This is a genomic window from Pseudomonas sp. NFACC43, assembly GCF_900119645.1.
Classification (GTDB): Bacteria; Pseudomonadota; Gammaproteobacteria; order Pseudomonadales; family Pseudomonadaceae; genus Aquipseudomonas.
This window is the reverse complement of the sequence record NZ_FPKK01000001.1, coordinates 702,337-720,978: the sequence shown is the minus strand read 5'-3', so window position 1 is coordinate 720,978 and position 18,642 is coordinate 702,337. Positions and strand designations below refer to the sequence as shown.

The 18,642-nt window shown below is 61.8% G+C and carries 21 protein-coding genes; 11 read left to right on the top strand and 10 right to left on the bottom strand.

Annotated features, from left to right (window positions below):
- Nucleotides 1-35: 35 nt before the first annotated feature.
- On the bottom strand, nucleotides 36-1,073 hold the full coding sequence (locus BT179_RS03105) for a patatin-like phospholipase family protein (RefSeq protein ID WP_072389299.1): 1,038 nt from the start codon (nucleotides 1,071-1,073) through the stop codon (nucleotides 36-38).
- 204 nt (nucleotides 1,074-1,277) lie between these two features.
- Between BT179_RS03105 and BT179_RS03100 the strand changes: the two genes are divergently transcribed.
- The 3 genes from BT179_RS03100 (at nucleotide 1,278) to BT179_RS03090 (ending at nucleotide 3,433) form a co-directional block, all read left to right on the top strand.
- The gene (locus BT179_RS03100) at nucleotides 1,278-1,568 is read left to right on the top strand and encodes a hypothetical protein (protein WP_039588883.1); all 291 of its coding nucleotides are present in this window, start codon (nucleotides 1,278-1,280) and stop codon (nucleotides 1,566-1,568) included.
- An 88-nt stretch (nucleotides 1,569-1,656) separates the two neighbouring features.
- On the top strand, nucleotides 1,657-2,418 hold the full coding sequence (locus tag BT179_RS03095) for a CHAD domain-containing protein (RefSeq protein ID WP_072430303.1): 762 nt from the start codon (nucleotides 1,657-1,659) through the stop codon (nucleotides 2,416-2,418).
- A 217-nt stretch (nucleotides 2,419-2,635) separates the two neighbouring features.
- Nucleotides 2,636-3,433, top strand: coding sequence for an acyl-CoA thioesterase (locus tag BT179_RS03090; RefSeq protein WP_072389295.1), 798 nt, complete (start codon nucleotides 2,636-2,638; stop codon nucleotides 3,431-3,433).
- Nucleotides 3,434-3,447: 14 nt separating this feature from the next.
- On the opposite strand, the gene BT179_RS03085 is transcribed toward BT179_RS03090, so the two are convergent.
- The 3 genes from BT179_RS03085 to BT179_RS03075 form a co-directional block, all read right to left on the bottom strand.
- On the bottom strand, nucleotides 3,448-3,810 hold the full coding sequence (locus BT179_RS03085) for an Mpo1-like protein (RefSeq protein WP_072389293.1): 363 nt from the start codon (nucleotides 3,808-3,810) through the stop codon (nucleotides 3,448-3,450).
- A 239-nt stretch (nucleotides 3,811-4,049) separates the two neighbouring features.
- On the bottom strand, nucleotides 4,050-5,531 hold the full coding sequence (locus BT179_RS03080) for a methyl-accepting chemotaxis protein (RefSeq protein ID WP_072389291.1): 1,482 nt from the start codon (nucleotides 5,529-5,531) through the stop codon (nucleotides 4,050-4,052).
- A 114-nt stretch (nucleotides 5,532-5,645) separates the two neighbouring features.
- A complete protein-coding gene (locus BT179_RS03075; protein ID WP_072389289.1) occupies nucleotides 5,646-6,455 on the bottom strand; it encodes a TatD family hydrolase in 810 nt (269 codons plus the stop codon).
- Between the two features lie 234 nt (nucleotides 6,456-6,689).
- On the opposite strand from BT179_RS03075, the gene BT179_RS03070 reads away from it, so the two are divergent.
- From BT179_RS03070 to BT179_RS03060, 3 genes are all read left to right on the top strand, one after another.
- Nucleotides 6,690-8,111 carry an MltF family protein gene (locus tag BT179_RS03070; RefSeq protein ID WP_072389287.1) on the top strand — a complete coding sequence of 474 codons (1,422 nt, stop codon included), beginning with the start codon at nucleotides 6,690-6,692 and terminating at the stop codon, nucleotides 8,109-8,111.
- A 102-nt stretch (nucleotides 8,112-8,213) separates the two neighbouring features.
- A complete protein-coding gene (locus BT179_RS03065) occupies nucleotides 8,214-8,648 on the top strand; it encodes a DoxX family protein (RefSeq protein WP_072389285.1) in 435 nt (144 codons plus the stop codon).
- 250 nt (nucleotides 8,649-8,898) lie between these two features.
- Nucleotides 8,899-9,207, top strand: coding sequence for a hypothetical protein (locus BT179_RS03060; RefSeq protein WP_072389282.1), 309 nt, complete (start codon nucleotides 8,899-8,901; stop codon nucleotides 9,205-9,207).
- On the opposite strand, the gene BT179_RS03055 is transcribed toward BT179_RS03060, so the two are convergent.
- From BT179_RS03055 to BT179_RS03040, 4 genes are all read right to left on the bottom strand, one after another.
- Nucleotides 9,194-10,081 carry a PI-PLC domain-containing protein gene (locus tag BT179_RS03055; RefSeq protein WP_072430304.1) on the bottom strand — a complete coding sequence of 296 codons (888 nt, stop codon included), beginning with the start codon at nucleotides 10,079-10,081 and terminating at the stop codon, nucleotides 9,194-9,196. The two genes, BT179_RS03060 and BT179_RS03055, sit on opposite strands and share 14 nt — an antisense overlap.
- Before the next feature lie 142 nt (nucleotides 10,082-10,223).
- The gene (greB, locus tag BT179_RS03050) at nucleotides 10,224-10,721 is read right to left on the bottom strand and encodes a transcription elongation factor GreB (RefSeq protein ID WP_072389278.1); all 498 of its coding nucleotides are present in this window, start codon (nucleotides 10,719-10,721) and stop codon (nucleotides 10,224-10,226) included.
- Nucleotides 10,722-10,754: 33 nt separating this feature from the next.
- Nucleotides 10,755-13,259: an ABC transporter permease gene (locus tag BT179_RS03045; protein WP_072430305.1), complete on the bottom strand. Its 2,505-nt coding sequence runs from the start codon at nucleotides 13,257-13,259 to the stop codon at nucleotides 10,755-10,757.
- On the bottom strand, nucleotides 13,259-13,942 hold the full coding sequence (locus tag BT179_RS03040) for an ABC transporter ATP-binding protein (protein WP_072389273.1): 684 nt from the start codon (nucleotides 13,940-13,942) through the stop codon (nucleotides 13,259-13,261). Before BT179_RS03040 ends, BT179_RS03045 begins: the two co-directional genes overlap by 1 nt.
- Before the next feature lie 10 nt (nucleotides 13,943-13,952).
- Between BT179_RS03040 and BT179_RS03035 the strand changes: the two genes are divergently transcribed.
- From BT179_RS03035 to BT179_RS03025, 3 genes are all read left to right on the top strand, one after another.
- Entirely contained in the window at nucleotides 13,953-14,558 is a 606-nt protein-coding gene (locus BT179_RS03035) for an arylesterase (RefSeq protein WP_072389271.1), read from the top strand.
- A 56-nt stretch (nucleotides 14,559-14,614) separates the two neighbouring features.
- On the top strand, nucleotides 14,615-14,908 hold the full coding sequence (locus BT179_RS03030; RefSeq protein ID WP_003199347.1) for a hypothetical protein: 294 nt from the start codon (nucleotides 14,615-14,617) through the stop codon (nucleotides 14,906-14,908).
- Between the two features lie 85 nt (nucleotides 14,909-14,993).
- Nucleotides 14,994-15,965, top strand: coding sequence for a L,D-transpeptidase family protein (locus BT179_RS03025; RefSeq protein WP_072389269.1), 972 nt, complete (start codon nucleotides 14,994-14,996; stop codon nucleotides 15,963-15,965).
- A 125-nt stretch (nucleotides 15,966-16,090) separates the two neighbouring features.
- Here the strand turns inward: BT179_RS03025 and oprI are convergent, their stop codons facing one another.
- Nucleotides 16,091-16,342 carry an outer membrane lipoprotei OprI gene (oprI, locus tag BT179_RS03020; protein ID WP_011335311.1) on the bottom strand — a complete coding sequence of 84 codons (252 nt, stop codon included), beginning with the start codon at nucleotides 16,340-16,342 and terminating at the stop codon, nucleotides 16,091-16,093.
- 329 nt (nucleotides 16,343-16,671) lie between these two features.
- Between oprI and BT179_RS26690 the strand changes: the two genes are divergently transcribed.
- Both BT179_RS26690 and BT179_RS03015 read left to right on the top strand, forming a co-directional pair.
- Nucleotides 16,672-16,845 (top strand): hypothetical protein, encoded by a 174-nt coding sequence (locus BT179_RS26690; RefSeq protein WP_156682188.1) that lies wholly within the window; start codon nucleotides 16,672-16,674, stop codon nucleotides 16,843-16,845.
- A gap of 131 nt (nucleotides 16,846-16,976) precedes the next feature.
- Entirely contained in the window at nucleotides 16,977-17,258 is a 282-nt protein-coding gene (locus BT179_RS03015; RefSeq protein ID WP_042728324.1) for a GNAT family N-acetyltransferase, read from the top strand.
- 72 nt (nucleotides 17,259-17,330) lie between these two features.
- Here the strand turns inward: BT179_RS03015 and BT179_RS03010 are convergent, their stop codons facing one another.
- Nucleotides 17,331-18,407 (bottom strand): 3-deoxy-7-phosphoheptulonate synthase, encoded by a 1,077-nt coding sequence (locus BT179_RS03010; protein WP_072430306.1) that lies wholly within the window; start codon nucleotides 18,405-18,407, stop codon nucleotides 17,331-17,333.
- Between the last annotated feature and the right edge of the window lie 235 nt (nucleotides 18,408-18,642).

Genomic DNA, 18,642 nt, shown 5'->3' with positions numbered 1-18,642 from the left:
TCGGTCTTCAGCCAAGCCTTGCCACAATTGTTGCTTCAGCTCTGTTCACTTTCATACCGATCCAGGGTGTCACTCGCGATTTCCCTGCCCAGCGCGATCAGTTCCGGCGCCTTGTAGAATTCGAAAAAACGGCACACGCGCTTGGGCACGTTGATCAGCACATCCGGCGGATAGCCGGCGATCTTGTATTGGGCCAGGGAGGTCTGCATGACCTCGAAGCTCTGGTTGATCAGGTCCAGCAGCGAGGCCGGGCCGACGTTATCGATGATGAACGAGCCGGTGGCGGATTTCGGGGCGCCTTCGGATTCCGGCGCCGCGGCCGGTTGCTGGCCTTCGGGTTCGGCCGATTCTAGCCAGGGGTTGATGTCGGCGGCCTCGGCCCTCAGCGCTTCCTGCTCCAGTAACAGCAGTTGTTCGGCCTGTTTGCGGCGAAACGGCAGGCGCGAGCCCAGGGAACTGACCAGGGTGTCGAAGCGACGCCTGAATGCTGCGGGTCGCGGGATGACTGGCAGGCGGTATTGCCTCTGGTTCGTGGCATTGAGGTTGACCGCGATGATCAGGTCGCAGTGGCTGGACACCACCGGCACGATCGGCAACGGATTGAGCAGGCCGCCATCCACCAGCATGCGATTGCCTTGCATCACCGGCGTGAACAGGCTGGGGATGGCCGCCGAGGCCCGCATCGCCTGGTGCAGGCAACCTTCCTGGAACCAGATTTCCTGTTGGTTGGTCAGGTCGGTGGCCACGGCGGTATAGGGAATGCGCAGGTCTTCGATATTGAGTTCGCCGACGATCTTGCGGATCTGCCCGAAGACTTTTTCCCCGCGAATCGCCCCCAGGCGAAAGCTGACATCCACCAGCCGCAACACATCCAGGTAGTCGAGGCTCTCGATCCAGTTGCGATAGTCGTCGAGCTTGCCCGCGGCATAGATCCCGCCTACGACGGCCCCCATGGAACAACCGGCAATGCAGGCGATGTCGTAGCCACGCCGTTCGATCTCCTCGATCACCCCGATATGGGCGTAGCCCCGTGCACCACCCGAGCCCAATACCAATGCGACACGTTTTGTCATGACCTGGCCTCTTGTCGAACAGGCTTCAACAATGCACTCATCGACGGCCCGGCTCAATCGTTGTGGCGCGAGCGTCGTTTTTTGACACACCGGTGTGGCATTTTTGTATGCTCGCCCACACTTGAATTAACGCGGTCGGGCCTTGGCACTTTTTGCCGGCGGGACCGTCTTACCAGCATGACTGTTGACCTTGAGGTGTTATCGATGAAAGCCCGGATCTGCCTGCCCCTGGTGGCATCCCTGATGGTTCTGGCCCTGGCCGGTTGCGCCGGCAAGACCGCGTACCGAGACAGTTGCGGCAGCCAGCTCGACAGTGCCTGGCGTGAACTCGACCTGGCCAAGGCCGAAGGCTTTGCCGGTACCGTCAGCTATTCCAAGGCCCTGTCGTTGCTGACAGGCGCCAAGACCCAGCAACAATTCGAAGCCTTTGAAGGCTGCACCAAGAAAGCCGAGAAAGCGCGTTTCTACATTCGTGAGTCCCGCGCGGGGCGATAAAAGCAGCGACACGTTGTAAGCTGCAAGCCTCAAGAGAGGCGTTGTGCCTGTGAGGCTTGCAGCCTGGCGCTGCTAACGGAGTAAGCCCATGATCGATCGGCTGGTGGCCCGGATACTGGGCCTGGAAGTCCGCCTGCTGGCCTGCCAGGCCCGCCTGAATGCCCGTACCGACAGCGAAGCGTTGCATGACCTGCGCACCACGGTCCGCCGTCTGCGCAGCCTGCTTCGCCCGTTGCGCGGGTTACCCGGGGTCGAACAGCTGGAAGCGGCCGCCTCGGCGGTCGGCACCCTGACCACGCCATTGCGGGACCGGGAAGTGCTGGCGGCCTACCTGGAGGCGCACGGCAAGCCGCAAGCCGCTCAGCACCGCCAGCTGCAGATGGCCCAAGCCTATCGCGCCGTCGCCGCGAGCCCGGAGCTGGGGCACTTGCTGATGATCCTCGATGCCTTCCCACGCTTCATTCGTGCCGCCCAGCGCCAGGGGTTGCTCAAGGGATTGCGCAAGCGCATCGAAAAGCGCCTGGACAAGCAATGGAAGAAACTCGGTGAAGCCTTGGACGATCCGGCTCACGACCGTCATCGCTTGCGTTTGTTGATCAAACGCGTGCGCTACGCCATCGAAGCCTATCCCGAACTCGATCGCCTGCCCGAGGCGGCCATGCCACGGCTCAAGTCGGCCCAGGCCGCGTTGGGGGACTGGCACGATTGCTGGCAATGGCTGGCCAGGGCCGAGCAGGAACACGACCTGCAATCCTGCGTGCCGAGCTGGCGGGTCACCATGGAAAAGGCCGAGGCCAAGTCCGACAAGGTGCTCGACAAGCTGATAGCGGACTGCTTCGACAAGTCCTGAATCCTGCCTGCATATTTTTCCCACGGGAGCGCTGTCTCCCGTATTCCTCTTGTCACGGATGACGGGTTCGTGGGCACACTCGCTCCCGCGGTCGATCGAGGGTGGATTTGAAAAGCTGCGGCCTATCTGTCCGTTTCTTTGGCCGGAATGAGCGCTGTGCCGCTCGCACGGGCTGGTTAAGATCCGTTCATCGTTCTTCCCCACTTTCGAGGTTGTCATGCGCTTTTCCGATTTGATCGATGCCGTGCGTCGCCAGCCAGATGCAGTGACCATCGCGCCCGAATGGGGCCAGGGGCGCGCCAGTTTTGGTGGGTTGGTGGCGGCGTTGCAGTATGAGGCGATGCGTGCGCGGGTCCCGGCGGATCGCCCGGTGCGTTCGCTGGCGATCACTTTCGTCGGTCCGGTCGAGCCGGACGTACCTGTCAGTTTCGAAGTCGAGGTGTTGCGCGAAGGCAAGGCGGTCAGCCAGGTGGTGGGGCGAGCGGTGCAGAAGGGCCAGGTGGTCACCCTGGTCCAGGGCAGTTTCGGCGCCTCTCGTGCTTCCGTGGTGGCGGTGCAGGCCGACCCCGCGCCGTCCTTCACGAATGTGGAGCAGTGCCAGGAGTTGCCCTACGTCAAGGGCGCCACCCCGGAATTCATGCGGCATCTGGCAATGCGCTGGAGCGTCGGCGGCCTGCCGTTCACGGGCAACAAATCCCGGAGCATGGGCGGCTGGGTACGGTTACGGGGGGATGTGAAGGAAGAGCCGCTCAACGAGGCCCACATCCTGGCGTTGGTGGACGCCTGGCCTCCGGCATTGTTGCCCCACCTGACGCAAATGGCTCCGGGCAGCACACTCACCTGGACCATCGAATTCGTCCAGCCGGTGCTGGAACTCACGACGCTGGACTGGTGCCAGTACCTGGCCGAGATCGAGCACGCCCAGGACGGCTACGGTCATGTCGCCGCGAAATTCTGGAGCGCCGATGGGCGCCTCATCGCCATGAGCCGGCAGACAGTGACCATCTTCGGCTGAGGGGAGCTCGCGACTCAGCGCCGGTGGCGGTCCCGCCAGGCGCGCCACCAGCCACCGCTGAACAGGAACCTGGGAAAGGTCAGGAACTGTTCCACCAGCAGCCGCGATACCGCGTCTTTGCGGTCGCTGAACGGTTCGGAGGCCTGTGCCTCCAGACCATGGCCGTGGCGCTGCAAGCCCAGCGCGGCGATCACGCCGATCACACCGATGGCGATATTCGCCAGGTTCAGGCCGAACACCCCCGACACGATCAGCAGGAATGCAACGATGAACAGCGGCACGGCAATCAGGTGCAGCACCAGGTTGGTCGGGTGACGGTGATTGTCAGGGTAGGCACGCCATTGCCAGGCGGCAAGGTTGGGGTGACGTTTGCCCATGATGCTGTTCCTCGATTCGTCTACACATATGGGTGAAGAATAGGCGTCGACCGTTGGACCGGCGAATCGAGGTTGCTTATCGGGGCGATAGAATCAAAAGGCAATGGCGGGATTGACTGTTGGGCTCGCTTGAAAATCAAGAAAGCCCGCCCCAGTGCGTAAAGCCGTCCGCCCTTCGAATTCGCTAAATGAACAGCATGACCCCCAGTGCGGGAGAGGGCTGGCGCTGAATCGCGGGCTCAGAGCTTGAGTTGCCCGATCGCCTTGTTCAGTTCGCCGGCCAGGGTCGCCAGGTCATGGCTGGTGGTGGCCGAGTCCACTGTCTGGCGCACGGTGTTTTCGGTGACGTCGCGAATGCTGACCACCGCCCGGTTCATTTCTTCGGCGACCTGGCTCTGCTGCTCGGCGGCGACGGCGATCTGGGTATTGCTCTCGCGCATCTGTGCCACCGCCCCGGTGATCTGTTCCAACGCCTCGCCTGCCTCGCGGGCCTGTTGTACGCAATCGTCAGCCTTGTAGGAGCTTTCCTGCATGAAATCCACGGCATCCCGGGTGCCTGCCTGCAGGGCCGCTATCATGCCGGTGATCTCGTCCGTCGAGGTTTGCACGCGCTTGGCGAGGTTGCGCACCTCATCGGCCACCACGGCGAAGCCTCGGCCCATTTCCCCGGCTCGCGCTGCCTCGATCGCCGCGTTGAGGGCCAGCAGGTTGGTCTGTTCGGCGATGCTGTGGATGACGCTGACCACGCCGTTGATCTTCTGGCTGTCTTCGGCCAGGCGCTGGATCATTTCGGCGGTCTGCTGCACACCGGAGGAAAGCCCGGTGATCGATTGCTGCACACGGCCAACCACCTCTCGGCCATTGCCCGCCAGAGTATCGGCGGTTTTCGACAGGTCGCGGGTGGCGCCGGCATGTTGAGCGATGTGGTACACCGTGGCGGACATTTCGTTGATCGCCGTCGCCGCCTGATCGGTTTCGCTCTGCTGGCCGAGCATGCCGTGGCGCACATCGTTCATGCTCGATGCCAGGCGTGCCGCTCCACTGTCCAATTGGCGTGCGGTGCTGGCCACGGTATCGACCACGCGTTGATAACCGGCCTGCATGGCATTGAATGCCGCGGCCATCTGGCCCACTTCATCCCGGCAGGCCAGAGGCACACGAGCGGACAGGTCGCCGGTCCGTTCGACGTGCAGCATCACGTCCTTCAGGGTGTTGAGTTGGCTGAGCAGGAAGCGGATCAACAACTGCGACGCCCCCAGCATCGCCAGCATCAGTACGAATACCGCCACCGCGTATTGGCTGAAGCGTTCTCTGAATACCTGGCTCAGGCTTGCGCCAGGGACCAGTACGGCGAGCTGCTGGCCGTCGCTTCGCTGGATCACTTCGGCGCCCAGCAGCGGCCGCTCACCGAACAAGGGACTGGCGTCGAATTCGACCCGGCCTGCGGCCCCCTCCAACGCCGGTAATGGCTGGTCCTCGAAAACGGGCACCTGGCCTCGGGGGAAGCTCAGCAGGTAATCGGTCTTGGGCAGGGCCTGTCCGGCAGGCCAGCGATCGAGCAGCCGGGCCTGGGCCTGGGCATTCGCCAGGGCCGCGTGGTTGCGGGCCTGTTGCTCCAGATGCACCGCGTAAAGGACGAGCAGCAGGGTGGTCACGAAGGCCACCGCATTGACCGCCCAGAATTTGTATTTCAGTGAGATATTGCTAAGCCAGGCACCCATGGAAGGTCTTCTCTGATAGCGGAAACAGTTTTGGCAAGGTGCCATTATTCTGATGCTATTCAGCGCGGCGCATTTTGATATGGGTCAACGGATGCCGTGTGCCGTTGGATAGGGCTAGCCACAAATCACAGGCAAACCAAAAAAGGCCCTGGCGCACGCGGTACTGTGGACCGCCAGCTCTTCCCGGGATTCGCCTCGGTGCAAGGCGACTTCGCGCAAGACCTCTGTCAGATAGGCCGGTTCGTTGCGACCGTTCTTGGGCTTGGGGCGCAGCGTGCGCGGCAACAGGTACGGCGCATCGCTTTCAAGCATCAGTCGGCCGCGAGGGATGTCGCGCACCAACGGGTGCAGGTGCGTGCCGCGGCGCTCGTCACAGATCCAGCCGGTGATGCCGATGTGCAAGTCCAGGTCGAGGTAGCTGTACAGTGCTTTTTTTTCACCGGTGAAACAATGCACCACGGCGGCGGGCAAGCGGTCGCGGAAGTCCCGGAGAATTTCCAGCAGGCGCTGGTCGGCGTCGCGTTCGTGGAGGAAGACCGGAAGCTGCAGTTCCGTCGCCAGGGCGAGGTGCTCCTCCAGGACCTTCTCCTGTTGTGGGCGAGGGGAGAAGTCCCGATTGAAATCCAGCCCGCATTCGCCTACTGCCCGGGCGCGGCCTTGCTTGAGCAGATCCTTGAGACGCCGGGCGCTGTCGTCGGTCCATTCGCTGGCGCTGTGCGGGTGAATGCCGGCAGTGGAAAACAGCCGCTCGCCGGTTTCATCGAGGCGCTGGCACAGCTCGATCGCCTGTTCGCTGCTGTCGATGCTGGTGCCGGTCAGGATCAGTTGGCAAACCCCGGCTTCATAGGCGCGCTCGAGCACCGCCTGGTGTTTGTCGACGAAACTGGGGTTGGTCAGGTTGACGCCGATATCGATGAGTTGCATGGTGCTACCTCGGCCCAAGGGCCCGAAAGCATACCAGAGCTGTAGATTTATAAGAAAAGCCAAGAACTACAACGAGTTGAGGCTGTCTGTTGAGGCCACGAGACAGGTCGGGTTGGTATAAATGCCAGCGCTGTGCCAGTCTTGCGCACTTTTCAGCGCCCCAGGCGCTCTGTTTCCGTCGGCTCAAGCCTCGATTCTGAGGAAGGCGAGCGTCGGTATCCTTCCGGAGTGTGGATGGTACGTCCTCAGGTGTTGTTACTGCTGTGTTGTTCGCTGCTTTTGCCGATGCCGGCCGAAGCACGGCTGCCCGGGCCAGTACAAACTGTGGCGCCGGGTACCGTGCGTGATCTGGCGCAGATCCGCAGCAGTCGCGTGCTCAAGGTGCTGGTCAATCAGAGTCGTAACAGTTCCGGTGAAGTCCAGGGGCAATCCATCGGTGTCGAATATCACCGGCTGCGAGCCTTCGAGCAGTACCTCAACGGCCATGCCCGCGATGGCCAGCAAATCACTCTCAAGATCATCCCCACGGCCAAGGATCAGTTGCTCGGCGCCTTGCACCGTGGCGAAGGCGACCTCGTGGCGCCGGGCGAACTGCTCGAACCCCAGGCCGGCCAGGCGGTCAGCGCCAGCGATCCGATCCGGTCCGATGTGCCATTGCTGCTGGTGGGCATCAAGGGCGAGAAACGTTACACACGCGTAGAGCAGCTCTCCGGCAAGACCCTGGCCCTGCCCAACGGCAGTGCCGCGGGGGACGCGGTGAACCAGATCAACCAGAAACTGGCGCTGCTCAAGTTGCCTGCGGTGAAGATCGAATGGGTCGATCCCAGCCTGGCGGTTGAAGATGTGCTGGAGATGGTCCAGGGCGGGATCTTTCACCTGACGATCGTCGAACAACCCATTGCCGAGCGCTGGGGCAAGATCCTGCCCAAGCTGCGTTTCGATCGACAGGTGCCCATTGGCGAGCCGCAGAGCGAGCACTGGTTTGTCCGCCGCGACGCCGCGATGCTGCGTGCGAGCATCAACGGCTTCCTGACCACCTACAAGGTTCCGTCCAACCAGGACGCGGCGTTCCTGCGTATCTATCGTCGTTTGTACCAGGTCCACAATCCCTTGGCCCGGGCCAATCGCCAGCGTCTGGAGACGCTGCGTCCGGTGCTGCAGAAGCACGCCGAGGCCCAGAACATGGACTGGCTGAACCTCGCGGCCCTGGCGTTCAAGGAGTCTGCCCTGCAACCCAGTGCCCGCAGCGGCAGCGGTCCCACGGGACTGATGCAGATCACGCCTTCGGCGGCCCAGCGGGTGGGGGTGGGCAATATCCAGAACCTGGATGCGAATGTGCAGGCCAGCGCCAAATACCTGGCCCTGATCCGTCGCAAGTTTTTCTCCAGCCCCAAACTCAACGAACGTGAACGCATGGCCTTCGTGCTGGCTGCCTACAACATGGGACCGGAACGGGTGCAGGGCATGCGTGCCGAGGCCCGGCGACGGGGCCTGAACCCCAACCAGTGGTTCTTTCAGGTCGAGCGCATTGCCATGGAGCAGGTGGGAATGGGCGCCGTCAGCTACGTTAATAGTGTGAACAAGTACTATCTGGCGTTTGATCGAGAGCGAGAGTCGCTGGAGCCCAGGGAGCAAAAGGTCGCTCTGCGGAAATGATCTAATAATTCGAATGGTATAGCGGATTTTTTCCCGCTTTTATCATGAGTTTAATCGATTAATATGGCGACCACACAACGCACACACCAAGGAATGCACCCTATGAGCACTGTCATCAACAAAGTCCTGTCCACTCGTGCCGGTTATGGCCTGACTGTTCTGCGCATCGCTGTAGGCATCATTTTCGCCGCCCATGGCGCGCAGAAGCTGTTCGGCCTGTTCGGTGGCTACGGTCTGGCGGGGACGGCCCAATGGATGGAAAGCATCGGCCTGACGCCTGGTTACCTGATGGCCACATTGGCGGGCGGTACGGAGTTCTTCGCCGGCCTGGCCCTGGTCATTGGCTTGCTGGCCCGCCCGGCGGCATTGGGCCTGGCGTTCCTGTCGCTGGTGGCGATTTTCTCGGTGCACATCGGCAACGGTCTGTTCATGGCCAACAACGGTTATGAGTTTGCCTTGGCCTTGCTGGCCGGTAGCATCGCGATACTGATCGAAGGTGCGGGCAAGTTGTCGGTCGACGGTGCCGTCGCTCGCTGATCGCTTTCGCGGATTGCAAGAGGCCCGTCTGCTACGGGCCTTTTTTGTGGGCGCTGATTCTTGACACTGGCCGGTCGGCTTCTCTAGGATGCTGCGCATGCGCCGATTTAAACAGCTACTTGCGGGGCGCCAGGTGACTCAGGGAGTTGCCGTCAGAAGCCAGAGACACGGCTTCGAAATACCGCTAAAGCGCTGGTTCGGTGTTGCCTCTCACCTGCCATGCAGACTTTCGAGGCAGAGACACGACACGATGAACGCACCCAACTCCCTGGCCCGTCTGGCGCCTATTACGGCAAGTCTTCTGCAGCGTAATCCGAAAATCCTCCTGGGCGGTACCCACCAGCCTACATTGTTGCGCTATCTCGATGGCTGGCCTCGACGCAGCCACGGCCCCGCGGCATTCCTGATTCAATTCGTCGAAGACGGCGAGTCGCTGGCACGTTTTGCCAACGACAGTTTCGACCTGGCCGTCATCCAGGCGCCCAGTGCGGCGGATGCTCCGGAGATGATCCGGCAATTGACCCGCGTGGCGCGGCAAGGGTTGATCACGCGGCGGTGAGGGAGGCGCTCTTTGCCTTTGCCCGAAGCCGATTGGCATGCATGCAGTTGAAGACGATCTGGCTGCGGGTCGACCAGTCGGTATTGATGATGTGGAAGCGTTGTATATAGCTGTCGCTGTTCCTGGACTCGAACCACAGATCGATCTTGTCGCTGAAATCATCCGGAATATGCAGGGGCAGCACATACTTGGCGCATTGTATCGAGCGTAGGACGAAGTCCGGTTTCTTCCGGGCGGATTGTTCGTCCATGAACGTCTTCAAGGCGCTGGTGGTATTCAGGTTCTTGCCGCTCCATTGGTGTTCCACGCCTTTCCAGTATTTGGCCCTGACGCGGTGGTTGTAGGAGATGACCACCGTGCGCCCCGGCCGATGCGTCCAGATATCTTCCACCGTTGCCTTGCGCCAGTTCCTGGGAATCAGCCGTTGCCCGATTTTCGTATGGATCAACTCATGCAGTTCCCGATGGGTCGCGCGGGTGAAGTTCTTGAACTTGTGAAAATTCAGAATGATGATTTCCTTCGCCCGCGTTGCCTTGTGGTCGAGGTCGTCGTAGAAATTGTTCAATTGATCCAGGACATCGCCGCTCACCGTGCGCCCGGATGAGGTGAGGTGGAACAATTGAAAGCGCCCGTCGCTGCCGGGGGGAGCGTTGCCAGAACACACCACGCGCAGGTCCAGCACGCGAAAGCCCGCCAGGATCTGTTCGATGATCGGCACGTCCTGGGTCTTCTCTTGAGGCAGCGTAAGGTTGGGGGCTTTTTTATCGGCTCCGGAGTCATGCGTGCCGGGCAAGATAAGTTCGTCGATGCGCAGTTTGTATAACTCGGGGGTGTTGTACATCCAGCAATCCAGTCCATGGTGGGTAACCTGCATGATTATTCATCCTTGAATAATTTTTTTGAGCAAAAGGCGTGACACAGCCTGCGCCAGTCATTCTGCGCAGGACAGCAGCCGTGTCAAAGTTTCAAGTTTGGTGGGATGTTTCCGCGCCCGCGTGCCCTAGGGCAGGCACGCGTCATGGATAGGCGATATCCACGATGTAGACCAGCTTTTCACCTGTAGGAGTCTGGACCCTGACTTCGGCGTCCAGGGCCTTGCCAATCAACGCCCGCGCCAAGGGCGAATCGATGCTGATCAGGTTCTGTTTCAAATCCAGTTCGTCGGGTCCGACGATGCGATAGCGCGACTCTTTGCCGTCCTCATCTTCGACCGTGACCCAGGCGCCGAAGTAGACCTTGTTCGGGTCGCTGGGTTTTTCCGTTACCACCTTGAGCGCTTCGAGGCGCTTGGTGAGGAAACGCACACGGCTGTCGATTTCCCGCAGCATTTTCTTGCCGTAGGTGTACTCTGCATTTTCCGAGCGATCGCCCTGAGCCGCGGCCTCGCTGACGGCCTGCGTGACCTGAGGGCGACGCACATGCCACAACTCATGGAATTCGGCACGCATCCGCGCTTCGCCCTCGGGAGTGATCAGGGCGGTGCCGGCGGTGCGGGGAGGGCGATAACGACTCATGGCGGCTTCTTTTGACGATGAGACCGAAGTCTATCAACCCTCGCGCAAAACTGTCAGCGGGCTGGCGTTGAGTGCCCGACGGGTACCGAACACCCCGGCGTAACCAATGAGCAATGCTCCCACCAGCGGCAATACCAGCAGCCATGGATGTGGATGCCAGGGCAGGTCGAAGGCGTAGCGGTAGAGCACCAGGCTCACGACTTCCGAACCCAAGGCCGCCAGCAAGCCGCTGACCGCGCCCAGCAGGCCGAACTCGATGCGCCGTGCCTTGACCAGCAGCGGTCGTCCGGCGCCCAGGGCGCGCAACAATGCGCCTTGGCGGATGCGTTCATCGAGCGTGGCCTGCAGGCCGGAGAACAGCACGGCCATGCCCGCCGCGAGTACGAACAGCAGCACGTATTCCACGGCCAGGGTCACCTGGGCCAGGATGCTGCGCAATTGTTCGAGCAAGGCTTCGACCTGCAGGATCGTGACCGCCGGGAACGCCCGGGACAGCTCGACGATCTGCTGATCGTGACCGGCGGCCAGATAGAAACTGGTGAGGTAGGTGGCCGGCAGGTCCTTCAAGGTGCCGGGCTGGAAGATCATGAAGAAGTTCGGCTGGAAGTTGTCCCAGTTGATTTCCCGCAGGCTGGTGACCTTCGCTTCGCGGTTGACGCCGCCCACACTGAACAGCAATCGATCGCCGAGCTTGATCTTGAGGTTCTCGGCTACCTTGCCCTCCACCGAGACCCCCGGCATGTCATCCGGCGGTTGCTGTGGCCACCAGGTCCCGGCCGTGACGACGTTGCCCGCCGGCAGGTCCGCGGCCCAGGTCAGGCTCAGGTCACGTTGCAGCGCGCGGTCCCCTGCCGAATCCTTGGTGACGAACTCCTTGGCCGGCTCACCGTTGATGCTGATCAGCCGTCCCGGTACGACAGGGTAGAGGGGAGCCGATTGTGCCGACAACTGCAGCAGCTTGTCGGTGAAGGCCTGCTTGTCATTGGGCAGGATGTTCAGGGCGAAGTAGTTCGGGGCATTTTTCGGCAGTTGGTTCTGCCAGGTGTCCAGCAACTCGCCGCGCAAGAGCGCAATCAAGGCCATGGACAGCAGGATCAGGCCGAACGCCAATGACTGCCCGGCTGCCGCCAACGGATGACGCAGCAACTGGCCGAGCCCCAGTCGCCACGGCAACGAGGCACGCGCCAGCATCCGGCGCAGGCTTTGAAGCAGCAGCAACAGCAGGCCGCCCAGTACCAGGGCGGCGACGACGCCGCCACCGAGCAGGGCGAAGGTCAGCACCAGGTCCAGGCTCAGGCGCCACATGATCAAGCCCAAGGCACCCAGCGCGGCACCGTAGACCACCCAGGTGCTGGAGGGAATCGGCAACATGTCCCGGCGCAACACCCGCAACGGCGGCACTCGCCCCAGCGCCGCCAGTGGCGGCAGGGCGAATCCGACCAGGGCCACCAGCCCGGTGCCGGTGCCGGCAATCGCGGGCAGCAGACCGCCCGGCGGCACGGTGGCAGGCAGCAGGTCGTGCAGCAGGGCGAAGAGTCCCAATTGCGCGAGCCAGCCGAGCAGGGCGCCACTGATGCTGGCCAGCAGGCCCAGTACCGCCAGTTGAAGGCTGAACAGCAACATGGTTTCCCGGCGTGACAGGCCGAGGCAGCGCAACAGGGCACTGGCATCGAAGCGGCGGGTGGCAAAACGATTGGCGCAGAGCGCGACGGCGACGCCGGACAACAGCACCGCCACCAGGCTGGCCATGTTCAGGTAGCGCTCGGCCTTGCCGAGTGCGCCACCGATCTGCCGGTTGCCGTCGCGGGCGTCCTGCAGGCGCTGGTTGGCTTCGAGGCCGGGATTGACCATGTCGCGGTAAGTCTGCAAGGCCGGTGCCGGGCCTCGCCACAGTTCGCGATAACTGACACGGCTGCCGGGCTGGACCACGCCAGTGGCTTCCAGGTCCTCCAGGTTGATCATGACCCGGGGGGTGAGGCTGTAGAAATTGCCGGCGCGATCCGGTTCGTAGGTCAGTACCCGGCTCAGGCGCAGGGTCTTGTTGCCGACATCGATGCTGTCGCCGATTTTCAGGTCCAGTGCCGTCAACAGGCGTGCTTCGACCCAGGCCTCGCCCGGTTTCGGCCGCCCGCCGGCTTCTTCCGGGGCGAACGGAGTCGGTGCGCTTTTCAACTGCCCGCGCAAGGGATACAGCTCGCCGACTGCCTTGACGCTGGACAGCTGGATGCCGTTGTCCGTGGCGACCACGCTGGAGAACTCCACCACCTGGGCATGTTCCAGGCCCAGGTCGGTGCCGCTGCGGATCTGTTCGGGGCGGGCGGGCGAGCTGCCTTCGAGCAGCAGGTCGGCACCGAGAAATTCAGTGGCGCGCATCATCATCGCGCCGTTGAGGCGGGCACCGAAATAACCGATGGCGGTGCTCGCCGCCACCGCCACCAGCAGGGCGAAGAACAGCACGCGCAACTCGCCGGCGCGGGCGTCGCGTAGCAGTTGGCGAACGGCGAGACTGAACAGGCGCAACAGCGGCAGGCGTGCCATCAAGGCTCCAGGGGGGCGACCATCTGGCCGGCTTCAAGTCGGATCAGGCGCCGGCAGCGATGGGCCAGGCGTTCATCGTGGGTGACCAGCACCAGGGTGGTGCCGCTTTCCTTGTTCAATTCGAACAGAAGATCACTGATGCGCTCCCCGGTGTGACTGTCGAGGTTACCGGTGGGTTCGTCGGCAAACAGTACGTCGGGTTCGGCGGCGAAGGCACGGGCAATCGCCACACGTTGCTGCTCGCCGCCGGAAAGCTGGCGGGGCGAGTGCGTCAGGCGTTGCCCGAGGCCGACCCGCTGCAGCAATTCCGTGGCCCGCTCCCGGGCGTCCTTGTGACCGTCAAGCTCCAGCGGCAGCATGACGTTTTCTAGGGCGTTGAGGCTGTCGAGCAACTGGAACGACTGGAAGACGAAACCGACATGCTCGGCGCGAATCCGGGCCCGCTGGTCCTCGTCCAGCGCACTGAGGGCCTGGCCGGCCAGTGTCACTTCACCGCTGCTGGGCAGGTCGAGGCCGGCCAAGAGGCCCAGGAGCGTGGATTTTCCGGAACCGGAGGCGCCGACGATGGCCAGGCTGTCGCCCTTGTTCAGTTCCAGGCTGAGTTCGTGCAGGATGGTCAGTTCACCTTCCGCGCTGGGAACCACTTTGCTAAGGTCCTTCGCGGTGAGAATGCTTGAGCCCATGGAGAATCCGATGCGTGTGTGGTTTTTGAGTGCCGGCCTGGCCTTGATGTGCATGGTCCAGAACGCAGCGGCGGGTACAGTCCTGATCGTTGGCGATAGTATCAGCGCGGCTTTCGGCCTGGATACCCGGCAAGGCTGGGTGTCATTGCTCGAACAGCGGCTCAAGGCCGAGGGTTTTGACGATAAAGTGGTCAATGCTTCCATCAGTGGCGACACCAGCGCGGGCGGCCAGGCGCGGCTGCCGGCGCTGCTTGCAGCACATAAACCGGACCTCGTGATCCTCGAGCTGGGGGGCAATGACGGCCTGCGTGGACAACCGCCAACACAATTGCAACAAAACCTTGCAGCGATGATCGACAGCGCCCGTGACAGCGGTGCCAAGGTGTTGCTGCTCGGCATGCAACTGCCGCCCAATTACGGGCGACGCTATACCGATGCCTTCGCCAGGGTCTACAGCACCCTGGCCGATGAGAAAAAAGTACCGCTGGTGCCGTTTTTCCTCCAGGGCGTCGGTGGGGTGCCGGGGATGATGCAGGACGACGGATTGCACCCGTCCGTCGCGGCCCAGGGCAAGTTGCTGGAAAATGTCTGGCCGACCCTGAAACCGTTGCTTTGACGCTTTTCTACAGGCGGTCTTTCGGCTAATGTGGCGCCCCCGATTTGGAGCCCCCGATGCCGCGTCCCGCCTGGTCCCTGTTTGCCTACCAACTGATCGAGCCTGACGAACAGCTGGACCTGTTCGCCTGCCAGGAAGTGCGGGTACACCTGGTGACCCGGCAGCTGGAGCTCGGCGGCTCGGCCGACCGGACGCTCTGCGGCAGCCTGCTGCCGGCCCAGCCTCGCTGGTCGAGCGTGGATCGCAAGATCTTCCAGGACCATCGCCTGTGTTCGTTATGCCGGGCGATCCTGGAGTCCCAGAAGCGCGGCACCTCGCCGATCTGGCCGGAACTGCGGTTCGAGTTGTGATCATCCTGCCCTCCCCGAAATAACGGGGGACGGTGTACAATCGCGATCTTCATACCCTCTGTTCGATCTGCGAAGGATTCCCCGGATGTTGCCGCGCTTGCCTGCCGTCGCCCGCTGCCTGTCTCTTGCCGCCCTGTGTATGGCCGGGCCCGTTGCTGCCCTGGAATTGCCCCTGCCACCACCCGGCGAAGACATTGTCGGCCAGGTGCAAGTGATCAAGGCCAAGTACGAGGACACTTTCGCCGACCTGGGCACGACCTATGACCTGGGCTATACCGAAATGGTCGCCGCCAACCCGGGTGTCGATCCCTGGCTGCCGGGCGCCGGCACCGAGATCGTGCTGCCGACCCGTTTCATCCTGCCGCCGGGCCCGCGCGAAGGCATCGTGATCAACCTCGCCGAGTATCGCCTCTACTACTACCCCAAGGGCCGGAACGTGGTTTACACCTTCCCGTTGGGGATCGGTCGTGAAGGCTGGGGGTCGCCCATCGCCCGGACCAGCATCATCGCCAAGACGCCGAACCCGACCTGGACGCCGCCGGCTTCGATCAGGGCCGAACATGCCGCCGATGGCGACATCCTGCCGAGCGTGGTACCGGCCGGTCCCGACAACCCGCTGGGGCCGTTCAAGTTCACCCTGGGTACCCCGGGGTACCTCATCCATGGTTCGAACAAGAAGTTCGGCATCGGCATGCGCACCAGCCACGGCTGTTTCCGCATGTTCAACAACAACGTCCTGGAAATGGCCAGCATGGTGCCGGTGGGAACGCCGGTGCGTATCATCAACGACCCTTACAAGCTGGGCCTGAGTGGTGGCAAGGTTTACCTGGAAGCCCATACCCCGGTGGACGACAAGGGCAACCCGTCGGTGGTGGACAAGCACACCGCGGTGATCAATGCGATGCTCAAGCGTGAAGACATCACCAGCAACCTGCGCATGAACTGGGATATGGTGCGTGATGTGGTGGCCGCCGAAGATGGCCTGCCGGTGGAGGTCGCCGTGCCGAACGCGTCGGCGCCCATGGTCTCGAGTGCACCGATCGACATGCAACAGTAAGAACGCTCTTCAGGACCCGCCGACGTTTCGCGACGTCGGCGAGTTTTTTATCGCCTGGAAAAATACCCGGGCATAAAAAAGCCGACCCAAGAATGGGTCGGCTCGATAACAATCCCGAAGGACTATTACTTGCGGCTGGCTTTTTCCAGCATGCGCAGAGCGCGCTCGTTGGCTTCGTCAGCAGTCTGTTGTGCTTTTTGAGCAGCAGCCAGAGCTTCATCAGCTTTACGGTAAGCTTCGTCTGCACGAGCTTGGGCGCGAGCTGCTGCGTCTTCGGTAGCAGTCAGACGTGCTTCGGTTTCTTTCGATGCGCTGCTGCAACCGGTAGCCAGAACTGCGGCCAGGGCCAGAGCAGAGAATTTCAGAACGTTGTTCATCGTGTTCCCCTTCAAGGACTTTCTATTAGTGACTGTCTCCCCAGACTGAGGAGTTAGCCGGCGTACATACTACCCATTACTTGTAGTAAGTAAACTGACGTAGCGCAAGAAGCAAAAAAATTGTAGGCGGTGATTCTTTTTCGAGCAACTTTTCTTGCGGTTGTTTAAAAAATACACAGCGCCAAGCCCTTGAATGGAGTGTGCAAGGGTAGAAAAGTTCCGCTTGCGAGAGGAACTCCGGGGCGACCGCTAAAGTCGCTGCTTATTGATTCGCCTACACTTTTGTTCATTTTTTGTGCAGGCCCCAGGCATCTTTATTGGTATTGCCGGTGACTTTAACTACGGGCGTTCGTCTCAAGACTCAACAACTGGCGATGTTCAGCTATTGCACCTTCGCTGACTTCAGCGTGACGCTGGCGTTCAAATCCCTCGACCTGGCGGGTTTTCCCTTCAATGACAGGCGTGCCTTGAGCATTTGCGTCATTGGTGCCTACTATTCATGACGTGCTCGGGTTTGAGCGGTTGGCTTTTTTAGCGCTCGGTGACCGGACAGGCACGGGGTGGCGTAGATGTTCCTTCGCCGGAAAAACATCGGTAAGGTAGGGGTCAGCATTCAGACCCGCGAGGAGTAGTGATGAGCGAGGCGTTGTCCATCCACCATGACCAGGCTGGTCATCAGTTCGAGACCACTGTGGACGGTCATCGTGCCTATCTGACTTACATGGATCTGGGCAAGCAGACCCTGGATATCTATCGCACGTTCGTGCCCAATGCCTTGCGCGGTCGGGGCATTGCGGCGGCGCTGACTGAAAAGGCGCTGCAATACGCGGAAGAGATGGGCTACACGGTGATCCCGTCCTGTTCCTATGTGGAACGCTACATGGAGCGTCACCAGCGACACGCGGCGAAGCTCTGACACCAACGATTTCCAATGAAAAACGCCGGGTCCAAAGCCCGGCGTTTTTCATGCGCTAGAAGAAAGTAGCGATCAAGCGCGCTGACGCTTGGGCAGCACATCCTTGAGCTTGGCGTGCATGCCGCGCAGGGTTTTTTCCGTGGTACCCCAGTCGATGCAGGCATCGGTGATGGAGACGCCGTACTGCAAGTCGGCGAGGTCCTTGGGAATCGCCTGGCAGCCCCAGTTGAGGTGGCTTTCGACCATCAGGCCGATGATCGACTGGTTGCCTTCCAGGATCTGGTTGGCCACGTTCTCCATGACCAGGGGTTGCAGCGCCGGGTCCTTGTTGGAGTTGGCATGGCTGCAGTCGACCATGATGTTCGGCTTGATCTTCGCCTTGTTCAGCGCTTGCTCGCACAGCGCGACGCTGACTGAATCGTAGTTCGGCTTGCCGTTGCCACCGCGCAGTACCACATGACCGTAGGCGTTGCCCTTGGTGGTGACGATGGACACGCCGCCTTCCTGGTTGATACCCAGGAACCGGTGAGGATTGGAGACCGACTGCAATGCGTTGATCGCCACGGTCAGGCCGCCGTCGGTGCCGTTCTTGAAGCCCACGGCCGAGGACAGGCCCGAGGCCATTTCGCGGTGTGTCTGGGATTCGGTGGTTCGCGCGCCGATGGCCGACCAACTGATCAGGTCCTGCAGATATTGCGGGGAGATCGGGTCCAGGGCCTCGGTGGCGGTGGGCAGGCCCATTTCCGCCAGGTCCAGCAGCAACTGACGACCGATGTGCAGGCCATCCTGGATCTTGAACGAGTCGTCCAGATAAGGATCGTTGATCAGGCCTTTCCAGCCGACGGTGGTCCGGGGTTTCTCGAAATACACCCGCATGACCAGGTACAGCGTATCGGAGACTTCCGCTGCCAGGACCTTCAGGCGCTCGGCATATTCGTGGGCGGCCTTGATGTCATGGATCGAGCAGGGCCCGATGACGACGAACAGGCGATGGTCGGTGCCGTCGAGGATATTGCGGATGACTTCCCGCCCCTTGGTCACGGTGCGCAGGGCAGCGTCGCTCAGGGGAATATCGCGCTTGAGCTGGTCAGGCGTGATGAGGGTCTCGTTGGAGGCGACGTTAAGGTCATTGATCGGTAAATCAGCCATCGTGTTACTCGTCAGGTCACGGGTGCCGGCCGCCAGCGATCCCCGCGCGGCGGTGCACAGCGGATTTAAGCGCGTCGGGGAGCCGAACCTTATCGCGTTACGAGGCTGCTCGACAATGGGCAAGGGCCGGTTTAATGGTGCTGGGAGCGCTTGATCCGACCTGAAGGCGTGGCATTGGCGAAAAGCGCCTGCGCCAGGGCGAGGATCGGCCCGATGGACGCAAGGCTCCTCGCCA

What these genes read in the sequence shown, in the direction of transcription:
- BT179_RS03055 (WP_072430304.1), bottom strand. Translation starts at nt 10,081, where the DNA reads ATGCAGGTTACCCACCATGGACTGGATTGCTGGATGTACAACACCCCC.
- BT179_RS03090 (WP_072389295.1), top strand. Translation starts at nt 2,636, where the DNA reads ATGCGCTTTTCCGATTTGATCGATGCCGTGCGTCGCCAGCCAGATGCA.
- BT179_RS03015 (WP_042728324.1), top strand. Translation starts at nt 16,977, where the DNA reads ATGAGCGAGGCGTTGTCCATCCACCATGACCAGGCTGGTCATCAGTTC.
- oprI (WP_011335311.1), bottom strand. Translation starts at nt 16,342, where the DNA reads ATGAACAACGTTCTGAAATTCTCTGCTCTGGCCCTGGCCGCAGTTCTG.
- BT179_RS03075 (WP_072389289.1), bottom strand. Translation starts at nt 6,455, where the DNA reads ATGCAACTCATCGATATCGGCGTCAACCTGACCAACCCCAGTTTCGTC.
- BT179_RS03095 (WP_072430303.1), top strand. Translation starts at nt 1,657, where the DNA reads ATGATCGATCGGCTGGTGGCCCGGATACTGGGCCTGGAAGTCCGCCTG.
- BT179_RS03070 (WP_072389287.1), top strand. Translation starts at nt 6,690, where the DNA reads ATGGTACGTCCTCAGGTGTTGTTACTGCTGTGTTGTTCGCTGCTTTTG.
- BT179_RS03100 (WP_039588883.1), top strand. Translation starts at nt 1,278, where the DNA reads ATGAAAGCCCGGATCTGCCTGCCCCTGGTGGCATCCCTGATGGTTCTG.
- BT179_RS03010 (WP_072430306.1), bottom strand. Translation starts at nt 18,407, where the DNA reads ATGGCTGATTTACCGATCAATGACCTTAACGTCGCCTCCAACGAGACC.
- BT179_RS03030 (WP_003199347.1), top strand. Translation starts at nt 14,615, where the DNA reads ATGCCGCGTCCCGCCTGGTCCCTGTTTGCCTACCAACTGATCGAGCCT.
- BT179_RS03045 (WP_072430305.1), bottom strand. Translation starts at nt 13,259, where the DNA reads ATGGCACGCCTGCCGCTGTTGCGCCTGTTCAGTCTCGCCGTTCGCCAA.
- BT179_RS03035 (WP_072389271.1), top strand. Translation starts at nt 13,953, where the DNA reads ATGCGTGTGTGGTTTTTGAGTGCCGGCCTGGCCTTGATGTGCATGGTC.
- BT179_RS03025 (WP_072389269.1), top strand. Translation starts at nt 14,994, where the DNA reads ATGTTGCCGCGCTTGCCTGCCGTCGCCCGCTGCCTGTCTCTTGCCGCC.
- greB (WP_072389278.1), bottom strand. Translation starts at nt 10,721, where the DNA reads ATGAGTCGTTATCGCCCTCCCCGCACCGCCGGCACCGCCCTGATCACT.
- BT179_RS03040 (WP_072389273.1), bottom strand. Translation starts at nt 13,942, where the DNA reads ATGGGCTCAAGCATTCTCACCGCGAAGGACCTTAGCAAAGTGGTTCCC.
- BT179_RS03065 (WP_072389285.1), top strand. Translation starts at nt 8,214, where the DNA reads ATGAGCACTGTCATCAACAAAGTCCTGTCCACTCGTGCCGGTTATGGC.
- BT179_RS03105 (WP_072389299.1), bottom strand. Translation starts at nt 1,073, where the DNA reads ATGACAAAACGTGTCGCATTGGTATTGGGCTCGGGTGGTGCACGGGGC.
- BT179_RS03080 (WP_072389291.1), bottom strand. Translation starts at nt 5,531, where the DNA reads ATGGGTGCCTGGCTTAGCAATATCTCACTGAAATACAAATTCTGGGCG.
- BT179_RS03060 (WP_072389282.1), top strand. Translation starts at nt 8,899, where the DNA reads ATGAACGCACCCAACTCCCTGGCCCGTCTGGCGCCTATTACGGCAAGT.
- BT179_RS03085 (WP_072389293.1), bottom strand. Translation starts at nt 3,810, where the DNA reads ATGGGCAAACGTCACCCCAACCTTGCCGCCTGGCAATGGCGTGCCTAC.